This window comes from Thiogranum sp., assembly GCF_058323355.1.
In genome coordinates this window covers 1-15,529 of sequence record NZ_JBTTIO010000063.1, presented here as the reverse complement: position 1 = coordinate 15,529, position 15,529 = coordinate 1, and the positions used below count along the sequence as shown (strand labels likewise).

At 56.3% G+C, this 15,529-nt stretch carries 14 protein-coding genes and 1 tRNA gene; 10 read left to right on the top strand and 5 right to left on the bottom strand.

Annotated features, from left to right (window positions below; genetic code table 11):
* The first annotated feature begins 16 nt into the window (after positions 1-16).
* The 3 genes from nhaA to ACW81B_RS09845 all read left to right on the top strand — a co-directional run bounded on the left by nhaA (position 17) and on the right by ACW81B_RS09845 (position 4,749).
* The gene (nhaA, locus tag ACW81B_RS09855; RefSeq protein ID WP_491580054.1) at positions 17-1,390 is read left to right on the top strand and encodes a Na+/H+ antiporter NhaA; all 1,374 of its coding nucleotides are present in this window, start codon (positions 17-19) and stop codon (positions 1,388-1,390) included.
* Between the two features lie 18 nt (positions 1,391-1,408).
* Positions 1,409-2,635: a cation:proton antiporter gene (locus ACW81B_RS09850; protein WP_491580053.1), complete on the top strand. Its 1,227-nt coding sequence runs from the start codon at positions 1,409-1,411 to the stop codon at positions 2,633-2,635.
* A 62-nt stretch (positions 2,636-2,697) separates the two neighbouring features.
* The gene (locus ACW81B_RS09845) at positions 2,698-4,749 is read left to right on the top strand and encodes an ATP-binding protein (protein WP_491580052.1); all 2,052 of its coding nucleotides are present in this window, start codon (positions 2,698-2,700) and stop codon (positions 4,747-4,749) included.
* 38 nt (positions 4,750-4,787) lie between these two features.
* Here the strand turns inward: ACW81B_RS09845 and ACW81B_RS09840 are convergent, their stop codons facing one another.
* Together ACW81B_RS09840 and ACW81B_RS09835 are read right to left on the bottom strand one after the other, a co-directional pair.
* On the bottom strand, positions 4,788-5,990 hold the full coding sequence (locus ACW81B_RS09840; protein WP_491580051.1) for a response regulator: 1,203 nt from the start codon (positions 5,988-5,990) through the stop codon (positions 4,788-4,790).
* 143 nt (positions 5,991-6,133) lie between these two features.
* The gene (locus tag ACW81B_RS09835) at positions 6,134-7,741 is read right to left on the bottom strand and encodes a lytic transglycosylase (protein ID WP_491580050.1); all 1,608 of its coding nucleotides are present in this window, start codon (positions 7,739-7,741) and stop codon (positions 6,134-6,136) included.
* A gap of 139 nt (positions 7,742-7,880) precedes the next feature.
* On the opposite strand from ACW81B_RS09835, the gene ACW81B_RS09830 reads away from it, so the two are divergent.
* Genes ACW81B_RS09830 through dnaQ form a run of 3 tightly spaced genes read left to right on the top strand, consistent with a single transcriptional unit; the run spans position 7,881 to position 9,876 of the window.
* On the top strand, positions 7,881-8,672 hold the full coding sequence (locus ACW81B_RS09830; protein ID WP_491580049.1) for a methyltransferase domain-containing protein: 792 nt from the start codon (positions 7,881-7,883) through the stop codon (positions 8,670-8,672).
* Positions 8,665-9,153 carry a ribonuclease HI gene (gene rnhA, locus ACW81B_RS09825; RefSeq protein ID WP_491580048.1) on the top strand — a complete coding sequence of 163 codons (489 nt, stop codon included), beginning with the start codon at positions 8,665-8,667 and terminating at the stop codon, positions 9,151-9,153. The genes ACW81B_RS09830 and rnhA overlap by 8 nt, the downstream gene beginning before the upstream one ends.
* Before the next feature lie 3 nt (positions 9,154-9,156).
* Positions 9,157-9,876 carry a DNA polymerase III subunit epsilon gene (gene dnaQ / locus ACW81B_RS09820; RefSeq protein ID WP_491580047.1) on the top strand — a complete coding sequence of 240 codons (720 nt, stop codon included), beginning with the start codon at positions 9,157-9,159 and terminating at the stop codon, positions 9,874-9,876.
* 48 nt (positions 9,877-9,924) lie between these two features.
* On the opposite strand, the gene ACW81B_RS09815 is transcribed toward dnaQ, so the two are convergent.
* Both ACW81B_RS09815 and ACW81B_RS09810 read right to left on the bottom strand, forming a co-directional pair.
* Positions 9,925-10,275: a PilZ domain-containing protein gene (locus ACW81B_RS09815; RefSeq protein WP_491580046.1), complete on the bottom strand. Its 351-nt coding sequence runs from the start codon at positions 10,273-10,275 to the stop codon at positions 9,925-9,927.
* Positions 10,276-10,291: 16 nt separating this feature from the next.
* Entirely contained in the window at positions 10,292-12,640 is a 2,349-nt protein-coding gene (locus ACW81B_RS09810; RefSeq protein ID WP_491580045.1) for a DUF1631 domain-containing protein, read from the bottom strand.
* 196 nt (positions 12,641-12,836) lie between these two features.
* On the opposite strand from ACW81B_RS09810, the gene ACW81B_RS09805 reads away from it, so the two are divergent.
* The 4 genes from ACW81B_RS09805 to ACW81B_RS09790 all read left to right on the top strand — a co-directional run bounded on the left by ACW81B_RS09805 (position 12,837) and on the right by ACW81B_RS09790 (position 15,336).
* On the top strand, positions 12,837-13,364 hold the full coding sequence (locus tag ACW81B_RS09805; RefSeq protein ID WP_491580044.1) for a lipid-binding SYLF domain-containing protein: 528 nt from the start codon (positions 12,837-12,839) through the stop codon (positions 13,362-13,364).
* Position 13,365: 1 nt separating this feature from the next.
* A complete protein-coding gene (locus ACW81B_RS09800; RefSeq protein WP_491580043.1) occupies positions 13,366-14,409 on the top strand; it encodes an AI-2E family transporter in 1,044 nt (347 codons plus the stop codon).
* A 287-nt stretch (positions 14,410-14,696) separates the two neighbouring features.
* Positions 14,697-14,987: a nucleotidyltransferase family protein gene (locus ACW81B_RS09795; protein ID WP_491580042.1), complete on the top strand. Its 291-nt coding sequence runs from the start codon at positions 14,697-14,699 to the stop codon at positions 14,985-14,987.
* The gene (locus tag ACW81B_RS09790; protein ID WP_491580041.1) at positions 14,980-15,336 is read left to right on the top strand and encodes a HepT-like ribonuclease domain-containing protein; all 357 of its coding nucleotides are present in this window, start codon (positions 14,980-14,982) and stop codon (positions 15,334-15,336) included. Before ACW81B_RS09795 ends, ACW81B_RS09790 begins: the two co-directional genes overlap by 8 nt.
* Before the next feature lie 115 nt (positions 15,337-15,451).
* Here the strand turns inward: ACW81B_RS09790 and ACW81B_RS09785 are convergent.
* A tRNA-Val gene (locus ACW81B_RS09785) sits at positions 15,452-15,528 on the bottom strand.
* Between the last annotated feature and the right edge of the window lies 1 nt (position 15,529).

Sequence of the window (15,529 nt, the reverse complement as noted above, 5' to 3'; positions counted from 1 at the left end):
GGAAAGAGGAAAAAGCATGAACGAACAGGACAAGCCGGCAGGACAATCGACAGATAAGGGGGTTTTCAACGCCCCGTGGGAGAAATCCTTCGACAGGATACTGACGCCGTTCGAGGAATTCATCCATCGCCAGACGACTTCGGGTCTGCTGCTTATGGCGACAGCGATCCTGGCACTGGTGCTGGCGAACAGCGCCCTGTCCGGGATGTACCTGGATTTACTGCACACCCCGGTGGGGTTCAGTGTGGGTGCCTGGGGCCTGGAAAAGACCCTGCACCACTGGGTCAATGATGGTCTGATGGCATTGTTTTTCTTCCTGGTGGGGCTGGAACTGAAGCGGGAAATTCTGGTGGGTGAACTGGCAGTCCCACGTCAGGCCGCCTTGCCGATTGTTGCCGCGATTGGTGGCATGGTCGTTCCGGTACTGGTCTATTTTATGTTCAATCCCGGTGGTGATGCGGCGCGGGGCTGGGGCATTCCCATGGCTACCGATATCGCTTTCGCGATTGGTGCCCTGGTGTTGCTGGCGCACCGGGTGCCAAAATCCCTGATTACATTTCTGGTGGCGCTGGCGATTGTCGACGATCTGGGTGCGGTACTGGTGATTGCGCTCTTTTACACGGACCAGATTGTGTGGGAAGCACTGATCGCCGGAGCCCTGGTACTGGCAGTGCTGATCATGCTGAACCGGGCGGGCATCCGTCAGCCTCTGCCGTATTTTATCCTTGGCGGCCTGTTATGGTTTGCTCTGCTCAAGTCGGGTGTTCACGCCACCCTGGCAGGTGTTTTAACGGCCTTTACCATCCCGGCAACACCCAAATACGATCCTGCCCGGTTCAGTGTCCACGTCAAGGAGTTGATGGCGCGCTTCGATGCCAGCCACCAGCCAGGCAAGAGCATCATGACCAACGATGCCCTGCGTTCCGTGGTGCAAACACTGGAAAACGGCGTGCACAAGGTGGAGACCCCTCTGCAACGACTGGAGCATGGTTTGCACATGCCGGTGGCATTCCTGGTCATCCCTGTTTTTGCATTCTTCAATGCCGGTATCCCGATGGCGCTTGCAGGCCTGGGCGAAACACTGATGCACCCGGTTACACTGGGGGTGATGTTCGGCCTGGTGCTGGGGAAGTTTATCGGCATTGCAGGGGCCAGCTGGCTGGCGCTCAAACTGGGGGTAGGTCAGCTTCCTGCAGGAACCCGCTTCAGTCAGATTGCAGGCGTGGCGCTGCTGGCGGGTATCGGTTTTACCATGGCGATATTCATCGCTGAACTGGGCTTTGCGGAACAGGCGGAATATCTGTTGATGGCGAAAACCGGGATTTTGCTGGCTTCGTTAGTGGCAGGCGTGAGTGGTTTCATGTGGTTGAAATGGGTCAGTGAGCGGTAACGCGCCAGGGCGGGTTTAATGGAAACGCAAGCGTTCTTTCTCTACCTGCTGATTATTCTCCTGACAGCGAGAATTTTTGCGGAACTGATAACACGTCTGCAGGCACCGGCCGTTATCGGCGAGTTACTGGCGGGCGTCGTGCTGGGGCCAAGCCTGCTGGGCTGGATCGAACCGGTCGAGGCCATCAAGCTGATGGCGGAAATCGGCATTATCCTGCTGTTGTTCGAAGTTGGCCTGGAGACCGATGTAAAACGCCTGGTGCGTACCGGGCTGAAGTCCGTTGTAGTGGCCATCGTCGGTTTTGTGTTGCCGCTTGTTCTGGGGTTCGCGCTGGGTTACTGGGTATTTGACCTGTCGCTGCTGGTGTCCCTGTTTATCGGCGGCACACTGACAGCAACCAGCATCGGTATCACCGTGCGTGTGTTGTCTGACCTTAAGCGCCAGCAGTCGTCGGAAGGGCAGATTGTGCTGGGTGCGGCCGTTCTGGACGATGTGATGGGCGTGGTGTTGCTGGCACTGCTTTATGAATTCTCCACTGGCGGTGGTGTGAGCCTGATCAATGCCGGGAAAGTGCTGATCTTTGTCGGCGCCTTTTTTGTACTGGCGCCGATTGCCGCCAAAATGATGTCGCAGGTCATCAGGCACTTCGACGAGGTCAGCCAGATCCCCGGCCTGTTACCGACAACCATCGTATCGCTGGTGTTGTTCTTTGCCTGGCTGGCGCATGTTCTGGGTGCGCCGGAGTTGCTGGGCGGTTTTGCCGCAGGTCTGGCGTTGTCGAGGCGTTTCTTTCTGCCGCTGGGTATTGCGCTGAATACTGACGAGCGTTTTGCGCGCCGTATCGAAGACCAGATGAAACCTATCGTGCAGTTGTTTACGCCGATCTTTTTTGTGTTCGTGGGGCTGTCTCTCAACCTGCGTGAAATCGACTGGGGTTCACCATTCATCTGGGGTTTTTCACTATCGCTGTTACTGGCTGCAATCGCCGGCAAGATCGTGGGTGCACTGTTTATCCGTGAACCCTGGGCAGCACGCTGGGTGATCGGTCTGGCCATGATACCGCGCGGTGAAGTCGGTCTCATTTTTGTCGAGTTGGGCAGAGTGAGTGGTATATTCAATAATGAAATCTATGCGGGTATGGTGATTGTGATTGCGCTGACTACGTTACTGCCGCCTTTTATCCTGAAATGGTTTTACGGGCGTTACGGTGACCACCTGCAAGCGGCTGCCCGCGCACAGGCTTGACAGATGTGCTGAACGGTATAACGTTCAGGTTCAGGATGGAGATTGTCGGGAAGGGATAGTTCATGGACGAGATGGAGCTAAGGGCACGACGCCTTGAAAAAGAAAAACGCGCCTTGCTGGAGATGGGCGAGGTACTGGTTTCCGAACTGGATCCCGGGCGTCTGCTCAAGCTGGTCGCCGAAAAAACCCGCGAGCTGGTCGGGGCGCGAACCGTACTGATCCCGCTGCTCGATGAAAATCTGGAAACCTATACCTACCAGGCCGGGTGCGGGGAAAACGCGGATGAAGTGCTGGGCCAGTCATTGCCCGTCGACATGGGGGTCTGTGGCTGGGTATGGAAGCACAAGCGCCCGTGGTGGCGCGGTGTGCTGAATGAACTCGATCCCGCCGAGCGCACGCTCCGGGAGGCCCAGGCCGGCAACATGATTCTTGTGCCGCTGGTCGGGAAACGGAATTTTCTCGGGGGTATCGCCTGCATTGACAAGAACAACGGCAATGATTTCGACGAACAGGATCTCGATCTGGTAAAACTGTTTGCGCAACAGGTTGCAATAAGCATAGAGAACGCCAACCTGTTCGACAGCCTGGAACACAAGGTTATTGAACGCACGAAGACACTCCAGCAGGTGGTCACGGAGGTCGAATCGGCGAACAAAATAAAGTCGGATTTTCTCGCCAACATGAGCCATGAAATCCGCACGCCACTGACGGCGATTATCGGTTTTGCGGAATGCATCCTTGAATCCGGGCAGACCATGGAGGAGAGGCTCAAGGCCATTCGTACCATCATCTCCAGCAGCAAACACCTTCTCAGCCTGATCAACGATATCCTGGATATTTCCAAGGTGGAGGCTGACGGTCTTACGGTTGAGTCACTGCCCCTGTCACCGGTCACCCTGCTTGAGGAGGTCAGCGCCATTATTTCCCCCCAGGCTGAGGAAAAGGCACTGCAACTGACGGTGGATTATGCATGGCCCCTGCCGGCGCAAATCCGTACTGACCCGGTACGGTTGAAACAGATCCTGATCAACCTGTGCGGCAACGCGCTGAAGTTTACGCATGAGGGCGGGGTTACCATCCGCCTTCGCTGCGGCGCCGACAGACAGTCGCTTGTGTACGAGGTAATCGATACCGGTATTGGCATGAGCGAACAACAGCAGGAGGCAATTTTCGGGCGGTTCGCACAGGCGGATGTGTCGACCACCCGGGAGTACGGTGGAACCGGGCTGGGCCTGTATCTGTCGCGCCAGCTGGCACAGAAACTGGGCGGTGAGTTGACAGTTGAAAGTACGCCCGGGCAGGGGAGCCGCTTTACGCTGACGCTTGAACAGGAATTTCCGGAAGGGCTGGAATGGTTGCATGCGCAGCTTCCTGTCACAGCGGAGTCACAGGATATCCCCCGGGTTAATGTTCGCCTGCAAGGCCAGGTGCTGCTGGCGGAAGACAATGAAATCAATCAGGAGCTGATTTCGCACATGATTACCTGCACGGGCGCGGAGGTCACGCTTGTCAGTACTGGTGAGGAGGCCGTTCATACCGCACTGCAGCATGATTTCAACCTGGTGTTAATGGATATCCAGATGCCGGTCATGGACGGCATGGAAGCGACAAGCCGGTTGCGTTCGCAGGGCTACAGGGGTTGCATTGTGGCGCTGACCGCCAATGTCATGGCTGCGGATATTGCCCGGTATAACCAGGGGGGATTTGATGGTTATCTTGCCAAGCCGCTGGACAGGGATCTGTTCCTGAAAACGCTGCAGGATCATCTTGTGGCCGTAGAAGAGGCACCGGTTGACTGTGAGCCGGTTTATTCGCAGAGTGATCCTGAGGATCCCGTGCTGGCGAAGATGGTCGAACGTTTCCTGGAGGGGTTGCCCGGGCGCATCAGCCAGGCGCGCCAGTATACTGATAGTTGCGACTGGGTGTCGCTCAGGAAAGAAATACACAATCTGAAGGGCATGGGGGGAAGCTTTGGTTACCCGCAGCTTTCGGAGATTGCCGGGGGGATGCAGTTCGAGCTTGCCAGGGAGGCCTGGCAGGAAGCCGAGTATTCCATGCAGCGTCTGGAGAAGCTTGCTGAATGTATACTGCGTAGCAGAAACAGAAGTCAGTAGCGCAGGGCGTTTACGCCACAGGGTCAGGTCAGGAAAGGTCAGCTGTCCACCTCGGGTATTGTCAGTGATGCAATCAATGTTTTGAGGTTTTCCTCGGTCAGCTCCCCGCTGTTCAGGGTTTGCTCGAACAGGTTTATCATGGCCTCAACCTGTTCGTTGAATTTCAGGCCCCTGGAAAACAGTTGATTGGTCGCGTTCAGGCAGGTTTCGCCCACCGCCAGCACCCGCATTTCGGTGTCTTCGCTGAGTTCATTGGTTGCACCGATCTCGTCAATCGTCAGGCCAAGGTCTTCGAGCATTTGTTCGACGATCGTTGCGCTGCCAACCCTGATGCTCTGGTTTTGTTGCTGAATATGCCGGAATGCCAGCAGAATGAAGTTGAGCACCTTGCGTAATTGCGCTGTCCGCTGCTTTACACGCTGCGCATTGATCAATGCAACCACGCGCCCTTCCACACCTTCGATCAGGCGTGCGATATAGTCCTTGTAATTACCGTAGCGGACCTCGTCGTCCACAGGCATGTTTTTGACAAGCAATGAACAGTGGTGGTCAGTGAAAATCGAGCGGTTGCCGAAATCGTTGATGCGGCCCTGGTGTAGTGTTGCCGATAGCACGCGTTGTTCAATCGGACTGACCTGACCGCTATCCGAGTAGTTGACGGTCTCGCTGTCAGTGCGAATTTGCAGTGCACAGTGCAGCCCCCAGTTGGTGGTCGTTTCAAACAGTTTGTCTGCCAGGGCGGCAAAGCTGTCACATTTCAGTGATTCAAGAAAGAACAGGTTGATGGCGCCATAGGCGCTGGTGTCGGTCAGCGCCTGGAATACCATCTTGTTTGCGTCACCCAGTTGCTGCGCCAGGGCTTTCCGGTGTTCGTCAATTTCAATATTCTGCTGGACCTTGATCTGCAATTCGTCCGGCTTGAAAGGTTTAACGAAGTAGTCTGAAGCGCCGACCTTGTAGCCCTTGAGTATTTCTTCCTCCTGGTCACTGGAGGAGACAAAGATGATGGGGCAATCCTGTGTGCGCTCGTCTTCCCTGAGTCGCTGACAGGTCTCATAGCCGTCTATGCCGGGCATCTGGATATCCAGCAGCACCAGCGAGGGCGGGTTTTCACTGGCAATCTCAATGGCCTGTTCACCGCTACTGACAGCTGTGACGTCATAGTGAGGGGATAATAAATGTGCCAGGTAGTCCCGGTTCAGTGCTTCGTCATCGACGACCAGAATCCGTTTTCCATTCATGCGCTGCCACTCAAACTGCTGAAGTATCCAGGGCGAGCCTACCCCGGTGTCCGGGCGTCCACACCTGTAGGATATGGCGCTTGACAGGGGTAATGTGATGTGCTTGTAAAAATGGATCTGCCCGCTCCGGGAAAGGGGCCGGCTCAGGTGTCTGTCTGGCGTGTGACGTCGACGTAGAGTTTCAGGCGCTGCCCGGGCTGCAGGTAACCCTTCTTCGGTAACCCGTTCCAGCGGCGCAGGTCGGTCACGCGGACCTTGAAGCGGCTCGAGATGCGCGACAGGGAATCACCCTTGCGCACCGTGTAATGTATGGTGCGGCGTTGCGAACCGGGGTGTGCACTGTAGCGCGAAGGCTGATGGGTCCACAGCACCAGCTTTTGTCCTACGCGCAACGGGTCGCCGGGCGCCATGCCGTTCCAGGCAGCCAGCTTACGCATGCTGACCTTGTATTGCCGGGACAGATCCCAGAAGGTGTCACCCGTTGCCACGATATGCTGGCTGCGCTGTCCCTTGCGCGAGGCATTTTGCTTGCGGTTAAGGCGCTGGCTGGCGCTGAGGCGGTAGTTTTCCTGCCCGGTGCTGGATACCGGCACCAGCAGGTGCCTGCCGGCACGAATCGAGTGACCGCGTATCTGGTTGGCGGCTTTCAGTGCATCGACCGTGGTGTGATAACGCCGGGCGATATGGCCGAGCGTTTGACCACTGGCAACCTTGTGGCGGATCCACTGGATACGTTTCTTCGGAGGCAGTTCCGCAATAGCCTGGCGAAATTGCTCGACGTTCCGGTTCGGGATCAACAGCCGGTGCGGCCCTTTCGGTGGTGTAGCCCAGCGATTGAAGCCGGGGTTGAAGCGGTACAGGTTGTCCAGATCAATGCCGGCCAGTCCGGCGGCAATGGCCAGATCGATCTGGCCACCGGTATCGATGATTTCAAAGGCAGGCTGTACGGCAACCGGTTCCAGCGATACCTTGTATTTCTCCGGTGAATTGACCAGCTGTTTCAGTGCGATCAGCTTGGGGACATACGCACGTGTCTCCCTTGGCAGGTCCAGGTCCCAGAAACGGGTTGCCTTGCCTTTTTTGCGATTCCTGCGTACAGCCTTGCCAACGGTGCCTTCACCGGAGTTGTAGGCTGCCAGTGCCAGCATCCAGTCGCCATCAAAGCGTTTGTGCAGGTATTCCAGGTAGTCGAGTGCGGCGCGGGTAGACTCCACCAGGTCACGGCGGCCGTCGTACCACCAGTCCTGTTTCAGGCCAAAGCGTTTGCCGGTACCGGGTATGAACTGCCACAGGCCGGCGGCACGGCCGTGTGAATAGGCGAAAGGATCATAGGCGCTTTCTACAATCGGCAGCAGGGCGATCTCGGCCGGCAGGCCGCGTTCAGTGACCTGTTGCAGGATGTAGGCGGCATAACGTCCGGCGCGCTGGCTGACGCGGCGCATATATTCCGGGTGTCTGGCGTACCAGTTGCGCTGGACGCGTACACGCTCGTTGTTTGTGGCTGGCAGGCCGAAATTTCGCCGCATTGATTCCCAGAGATCGGTTGCTGCCAGCGTGGCCGGGGTATCGGAAAGTATGCCGGTCAGGGGTTGTGCGGAAGCCAGTAGTGTAACGCCGGGTTTCGGCGTCTGGCTGGCCATTTCAGTCGGGGCAGACTCAGGCGCAGCCAGTCGTGCCCCAGGCGGCTGCGCGGCGCAGGCGCAAAGTAGCAGGGAGGTGGCAGGGAGCAGCAGTCGAATTCGCTTGAGCATATTCTCCCTATCGGCGGGAAGCCGTCGTCATTGAGCGACAAGTAGGTGATCGATAAAGAATTTCGGCAAAAACCGTGTGATATGCTGACAGTCTGCCCCGGGCGCGTCAAGCACTGTAGCGTATCCCCCGGGATGCGTTATGATCATGCCGGTGATGGTGGATAACAGCGTTTTACATTCCGGTAAGGATCGGCTTGAAGCCCTGCGAGCGTGGTGCAGGCAACCGCTTGGGCGTCATCTGGCGGAGGCCGAGCAGGCTGCGCTGTGCGAGGTGCTGTGCGATGTGTTCGGTTATCACCTGGTGGTGATGGATCCGTCCTGTGAAATCGACTCACTGGAAGAAAGCCGTATCATCCACCGGATTGTACAAACCTGCAGTCGTGAAGGACTCAGCCGGCGCCCGAACCTGCTGTCCAGCAGTGAGCAGTTACCCTATCGGTCGGACAGTGTGGATGCTTTTGTGCTGCCGCACGTACTGGAGCTTGCGCAGGACCCGCACCAGGTGCTGCGCGAGATTGACCGTTGCCTGATTGCCGAGGGACACCTGATTGTGCTGGGCTTCAACCCCTATGGCTGGTGGGGGTTACGGCGTTTGCTGGAGGGAAAACAGCGTAGCGGCCCGTGGGCCTTGCGGTTTATCGGCATGTCACGGCTGAAAGACTGGTTGTCCCTGCTGGGTTTCGATACGGTGCGCACGCGTTACCTGTTCCCGCACCCACCCTGGAGTTACGGCATGGGTCGGGATCGCTGGGGTATTCTCGATCGTATGCACCGGCCCCACTGGCCGCTGCTGGCAGCGTCTTACCTGCTGGTGGCGCAGAAACGCGTGGCGACCCTGACACCGGTCAAACCACGCTGGCGACCACGCCGTGCCATCCTCGCGGGTGGCGTCATTGAATCAAGAGACGGAGGTCTGCCGGGACATGGCTGACAAGGGGAATAAGGGGCACGTGGAAATTTTTACCGATGGTGCCTGCAAGGGTAACCCGGGGCCGGGTGGCTGGGGCGCGCTGTTACGCTACAACGGTCATGAAAAGGAACTGTACGGCGGCGAGCCGGAAACGACCAACAACCGCATGGAGTTGATGGCGGCGATCCGGGCGCTGGAAAGTCTCAGACGGCCCTGTACGGTGCAGCTGACGACCGACTCGGTCTATGTCAGGAGTGGTATTACCGAGTGGCTGCCCAACTGGAAAAAACGTGGCTGGAAAACGGCTGCACGCAAGCCGGTGAAGAATGCTGATCTGTGGAAGCGCCTGGACGCGGCCACACAGCAACACGATATCTCCTGGCACTGGGTGAAAGGCCATAGCGGTCACCCGGAAAATGAGCGGGCCGATGAACTGGCCAATCGAGGCATCGAACAACTCGATGAACTTGCGAGAGGGCGGCCTGGGCCGCTGGAGGCATAAACTGTGCGACAGATTGTACTGGATACAGAAACCACCGGCCTTGAACCCGGGGACGGTCACCGGATTATCGAAATCGGTTGTGTCGAACTGGTCGGCCGCAAGTTGAGCGGAAATACCTATCACCAGTATATCCAGCCCGGACGCGAGATTGATGCGGGTGCGATCGAGGTGCACGGCATCACCAACGAGTTTCTCGCTGACAAACCCCTGTTCGAGGATGTTGTCGATGACTTTGTTGATTTCATTCGTGGCGCGGAACTGGTCATACACAATGCACCCTTTGATGTGGGCTTCCTTAACCACGAGCTGAACCTGTGCGGGAAAGACGTGCGGGTAGAAGACCTGTGCGGTGTGCTGGATACGTTAAAAATGGCACGTCGTATGCACCCGGGGCAGAAGAACAATCTGGATGCCCTGTGCAGGCGCTACACGATAGACAACTCCAGCCGCGAGCTTCACGGCGCATTACTCGATGCGGAAATTCTGGCCGACGTCTACCTGGCAATGACCGGTGGCCAGGTTGCCCTGTCACTGGGTGAAGGCGAAGAGTCGGGGAGTGGTGCGCACACGGCGCAACCGGTTCGCCGTGTCAGCACGGATCGTCCCGCACTGCGAGTCATTCAACCGGATGCAGACGAGCTTTCCGCACACGAGGCCTGTATCGAGAGTCTGGCCGAAGCGGCCGGTGGGCAGGCCGTCTGGCAGAAAAGCGAGCAGCCCTGAATGTGAGCGACCTGGTGTCTGCATTCAACCGCAGGTGAGTGATGTCTGTCAGTCGTAGACCAGCGTGCTGATGATTTCCTGGTGTTCCGGGGAAACATCGATAATGTGGAACCCTGTCCAGCACATGCCGGATTCATCTGCATCATCACACCACAGGCTTTCAACACCGATCATTATTTCAATCACGTTTTCGTTACAGTGCAGCGGAATGCGGAATTGCAACAGTGTGCCGGGCTTGACGGGGGCGGGGCTCATCATCATGAGTCCCTCGGCCGAGAGATTGACCAGTTGACCTACCACTGTACTCTGGTGCGCATCGAAGATCTGCGGGTGATCCGGGATGGAAACCCGTGTAAGTTTTCGTTGCTCGTCATTTTTCATACGGGTTTTAGTCGCCATCAGCTTTTCTCCTGGCTCAGGCCTGTGCAGTTTGTCGGGTGCCGTGATCAAGCATACGGTGGATGGCGCTGAGCGCCCTGTCGACGAAAGGCTTTTTCTGATGATGGATGATGCGTACCTTGCCGGCGATCATGCTGTCTGCCAGGTCAGTCATGGCAATGATGGCGGCTTTTACACCCATCTGGTCGACGAACATGAATTTCTCTGTGACGGTGCTTCGCCAGGATAATTTTGCACGTTGTGCGACTTTCCCTTTTCCTGTGAATTCAAACCATGTGCCGAAGGGGACGGATTTAAGCTCCCTGATCATGGTTTCCTGTTCCGGTGTGAGCGTATTGCCTGCGGCCTGCTGTGTATCCGCTGCCGGCGCGGGTTCAACAGTCTCTACGGGCACTTCGGCGGCCTGTTCGCAGGCTTCGGCCAGTTTATTCTGGCTGGCAAACAGATCCAGCAGACGTTTTTCCTTGTCAGGCTGTTGTAATGTCGTGGAAGCTTCGCGCAGTGCCTTCTGGTGATCGTTCAATAACTGTGCGCGTTGCGCACGTTCGGCGCCATTATCGACAGGTGAAGCATAGCGGATAACCGTTTCCGCCAGCTCGATGGCATTGTGCCAGTCGTCACTGTTGTCGGCATCGGGCTGGCGTAACAGAATAAACGTCAGCTTGTCTGACCAGATACGCTGAAGGAACTCCTTTGCGGCAATGGCAACCGTATGTTCACCCATCAGGGTACGAATTTCCTGCTGCGCGCGCTGCCGTGCTGTCAGCAGTTTTTCCTGTCCGCTCGCGGCTTCGTTGGTGCGTTTTTCCACCAGGCTGGAGCGTTGCTCAAGATCGGCAACCGTTTTCCCGAAATCGGCAACCAGTTCCTCGAATACCTCGATATCTTCATCGAAATCACTCAACACCCGGTCGACGATATCTTTCATCCTGGGGAAAATACCGCGTTCCACATTGTCCTCGTCGACCCAGTTGATGCCGGCCGACGTCATGGTGTTGAGGAGCTTGCGGGCAGGATGTTGTGAACGTGTGAAGAATGACTTGTCGATTACCGCAGCCTTGAGTAATGGTGTGTGAAGACGGCTCAGAAGTGCCTTTACAATATTGGGAAGGCTCTCTTCTTTCAGCATGTATTCAAACAGCATACCGACCAGCTCGATAACATTGTTGTCAGCAACCGGAATCTTTCGGCGATCCATGTCAGTGAATACCTTGCTGCGTTCTTCGGCAAGGGTTGTCTGTAACCGGTCAATCAGTGTCTGGTCAATTTCAATGTTCTCGATAAACTCATCGCTGGAAAGGGACGCTGACGCCGATGACATTTGCGCCTGTACCTGCTTGATACGTGGCAACAGCACCGAGTACCCGCCCTGGCTTCGGGTAGTGTCTGCATCCCCGCTTCCGCTCGCTGCACCTGCGTCAGTGCCACCGGTAAAGCTGCCACCTCCACCACCACCCATGGTGCCGGGGTTGCCCTGGCCAGCCGCTGCGTGTGAATGAATGGGTGTGACATTTCCGGCTGTACCCGTACTACCACTGAAACCCCCGCCGCTTCGCCGTACGGCCATCAGTTCACAGATACGCCCGAACAATTCATCGCCAAGCTCCGACGGACTTTGTTCTGCCTCGGGTGCTTCGGCTGTCGTGTGATGTCCCCCGGTTTCTTCTGCTTCACTGCCGGGGTCGATTTCTTTCTGGATGATTTCAACGCTGCCCGGTTGCTTGCGTACTTCGTAGCGCAGGTTGGGCAGTATGTCTGCTTCGATCAGGCGCTTGTTGTATTCCTCAAACAGACTGTCGACCTTGCTGAGTACGTATTTTTCAAACAGTGCGACAAATACGATCCTCACCTTGTTTTCGAGCGCCAGTTCACCAATGGCTTGCTGGAATGCGGCACCAAGCCAGGCCGGGCCACCGGGTATCTGGGTTTCTTCAACCGCAACGCCACCATTAACAATCGAGAGCCGCTGCTTGAGTGCGAAGATTCGATCCATGATGCGGCTGCTGAGTTTCTGGCTGGCATTCTGGATGGCAATCGAGAGTTCCATGTCCTCGGTATCCACCAGCGAGAGTGATTCCCTTTCGGTATCAGAAAGCGTTTCCGTATTCGGCGAGCAGGGGAAGTCGCTAAAGCTGCGTTTGAGTTCCTGAAAGAACCCCTGCTCGATGGCCTTGCGACGTTTACGTACTTCACTCATGGCTTCGAAAAACACGGACTGGGCCATGTTGTTCTGGGCCTTTTCTGCGAAGTCGAGCAGAGCAACATCCGCATTTTCGAACATGCGGTCGATGAGTGGCCGGAGGTGACTGACTTCCATATCCAGACACGTATCCAGTAATTTAACGAATTGCGGTGCGCTAGCCATCCAGGGACTCCATTTCGCTGTTTGGGGTAACAATCAGGGTTACCTGAAGGGGCATCGGCATAACTTCACTGATGCTTGAGGCAAGTTGCTGAAAATACTGGTTGAATAGCAGCCCCCCGGGTAACGGGGTAGAGTTGCTTTAAGGCCGGTTGTTGGTAGTATTCCCTAATCGGCTTAATAACTTAGGGGGCGGGTAATGGGTAAAACGCTGGGCGGGATACTGATACTGGTGGCCGGGTTGTACGCTGTCCCGGGTGTAACGGGCTGGAATCCAAAGCTGGAAGAAAAAGCCAGGACAGCCATGGTCGAGTTCAAAAAGGCCGACCCTGGTATACAAACCTTTTTCGACCAGGCCTGGGGCTATGCGGTGTTCCCGACGGTTGGCAAGGGTGGTATTGGCATCGGCGGCGCCTACGGCAAGGGTGTTGTGTTTGAAAAAGGGGAAAACATTGGAACCAGCAGCATTGCCCAGCTGACCATTGGCTTCCAGTGGGGTGGCCAGGCTTACCGGGAAATCATTTTTTTCCAGAACAAGGCGGCACTCGATGATTTCAAGAGCGGTAAGTACGAACTGGGGGCGCAGGTGTCGGCGGTTGCCATCACACTGGGCGCCTCGGCGGATGCGGATTATAAAAATGGTGTTGCCGTGTTTACCATGGCCAAAGGCGGCCTGATGTACGAAGCCAGCGTGGGCGGCCAGAAATTTACCTTTAAGCCCAGATAGCATGAACTCCCAGCCAGCGGCTCTGCGTTTTGTCCTCGGGCTTGCGGCCTTTGTGGTGGTGATTGCCGGCATGAAGACGGCGCAAACCATTATTGTGCCGTTCCTGCTGGCGGCCTTTATTTCCATTATCAGCGCGCCTTACCTGAACTGGCTGAACCGCAAGGGTGTTCCCATGCCGCTGGCGTTGCTGGTGATTATCCTGGTTATCGTTGCAGCGGGCGTGGGGCTGGCTGCCCTGCTGGGGACTTCAATGGATGCTTTCAGCCAGGCGTTGCCGTCCTACCAGGACAGGTTGCAGGGCAAGGTAGTGGAACTGGCACAGTGGCTTGCCGCGCGGGGCATCGATGTTTCAGACCAGACCTTCCTGAGTTTCCTCAACCCGGGTTCGGCCATGGCACTGGCGTCCGGGCTGTTGAAGGGGCTGGGTAATGTGCTGACCAATGCCTTCCTGATCCTGCTGACTGTGATCTTTATTCTGATGGAAACATCGAGCTTCCCGGTCAAGTTACGCGCCGCATTGAGTGCCCCGGATCATGCGCTGACGGAAACCTACACCGTGCTGGATAATATAAAACGCTACATGAGCATCAAGTTGCTGACCTCGGCGTTGACCGGCCTGCTGGTCGCTGTGGGTTTATCGCTGATGGGGGTTGATTTTGCTGTGTTGTGGGGGTTCTTTGCGTTCCTGCTGAATTTCATTCCCAACATCGGTTCCATCATTGCAGCCATTCCGGCCGTATTGCTGGCCCTGTTGCAATTCGGTGTGGGTGGGGCAATCGGCGTTACAGCACTGTTCCTGGTGGTGAATGTGGTGATTGGCAGCATTCTCGAACCGCGCTGGATGGGTAACCAGCTGGGCCTGTCGCCATTGATAGTATTCGTGTCTCTGGTGTTCTGGGGCTGGGTATTTGGCCCGGTGGGGATGTTCCTGTCCGTGCCGCTGACAATTTCAGTGCAGATTGCGCTGGCGTCACGCGACGATACACGCTGGATTGCCGTGTTGCTGGGGCCGGGGATTGATGAGGAGCCGGAGGTTGCTGAATAGAGCGGGAGCCGTGCACCCCGGAGCGCACGCTGGAACACTGGATAAAGGCGTCATATCAAACATCAGATGATCTGCAATATGATGCTAAAGTGATTGCGTGAGGATGGGTTGATGAGATCCACCCTGAACAGTCCGGCCAAGGCGATGGACGCGGGATAAACGGCTGTGTGCAGTGGCGGTCGACCCTGGGTTGGTTTTTGAATGTGACTGACCACTTACACAATCTTAACTCAACCGTCCGTGGAAACGGGTAAACCCCAGGTTTCAGCGTTGACGGGAGGTGAAGCATGAAAAGAGATGAAGCACTCGCTCTACTGAACGCGCATAAGGCGGATTTGGAAAAACAGTTTGGCGTCACGACGCTGGCTTTGTTCGGTTCAACCGCAAGAAATACAGCCGGATCGGATAGCGACCTCGATATTCTTGTCGGTTTTGACGGCCCGGCGACCTCGCGGCGTTACTTTGGGTTGCAGTTTTATCTCGAAGATCTGTTCGGTTGCCCCATTGATCTGGTAACGCAAAAAGCCCTGCGGCCCGAGCTGCGACCCTATATCGAAAAGGAGGCGGTGTATGTCTGACGGAAACGAGAGCAAGCGGGAATGGAAGCTCTATCTGGACGACATGATTGGTTTTGCACAAAAGGTCCAGTCATACACCGAGGGAATGACACAAGCGGAGTTAATCGCTAGCGGGCTGAATTACGACGCCACGCTGCGTAATCTGGAGTTGATTGGAGAGGCGGCCACCCATATCCCCGATGCTGTGCGGGAAGCGCACCCGGATGTGCCGTGGCGGTTGATCATTGCGACGCGTAACCGTCTGATTCATGCCTATCTGGGTATCGATGAGGATACAATCTGGAGCATTATCCAGGAGGATATTCCCTCGTTGTTATCAGCACTGGAAAACATCCGGGACGAAGCGTGATGGTGGCCTCCGAGCCAGCAGTGGATTATTTCGCGATGGTGGACTTAATATGGACTTACAGCCTTTTAATGGTTTTCGGCTGACCCGAAAAAACGTGCTAAGTATTTGAAATATATGGTGGGCGATACTGGATTCGAACCAGTGACCTCCGCCGTGTGAAGGCGGCACTCTAACCAACTGAGCTAATCGCCCG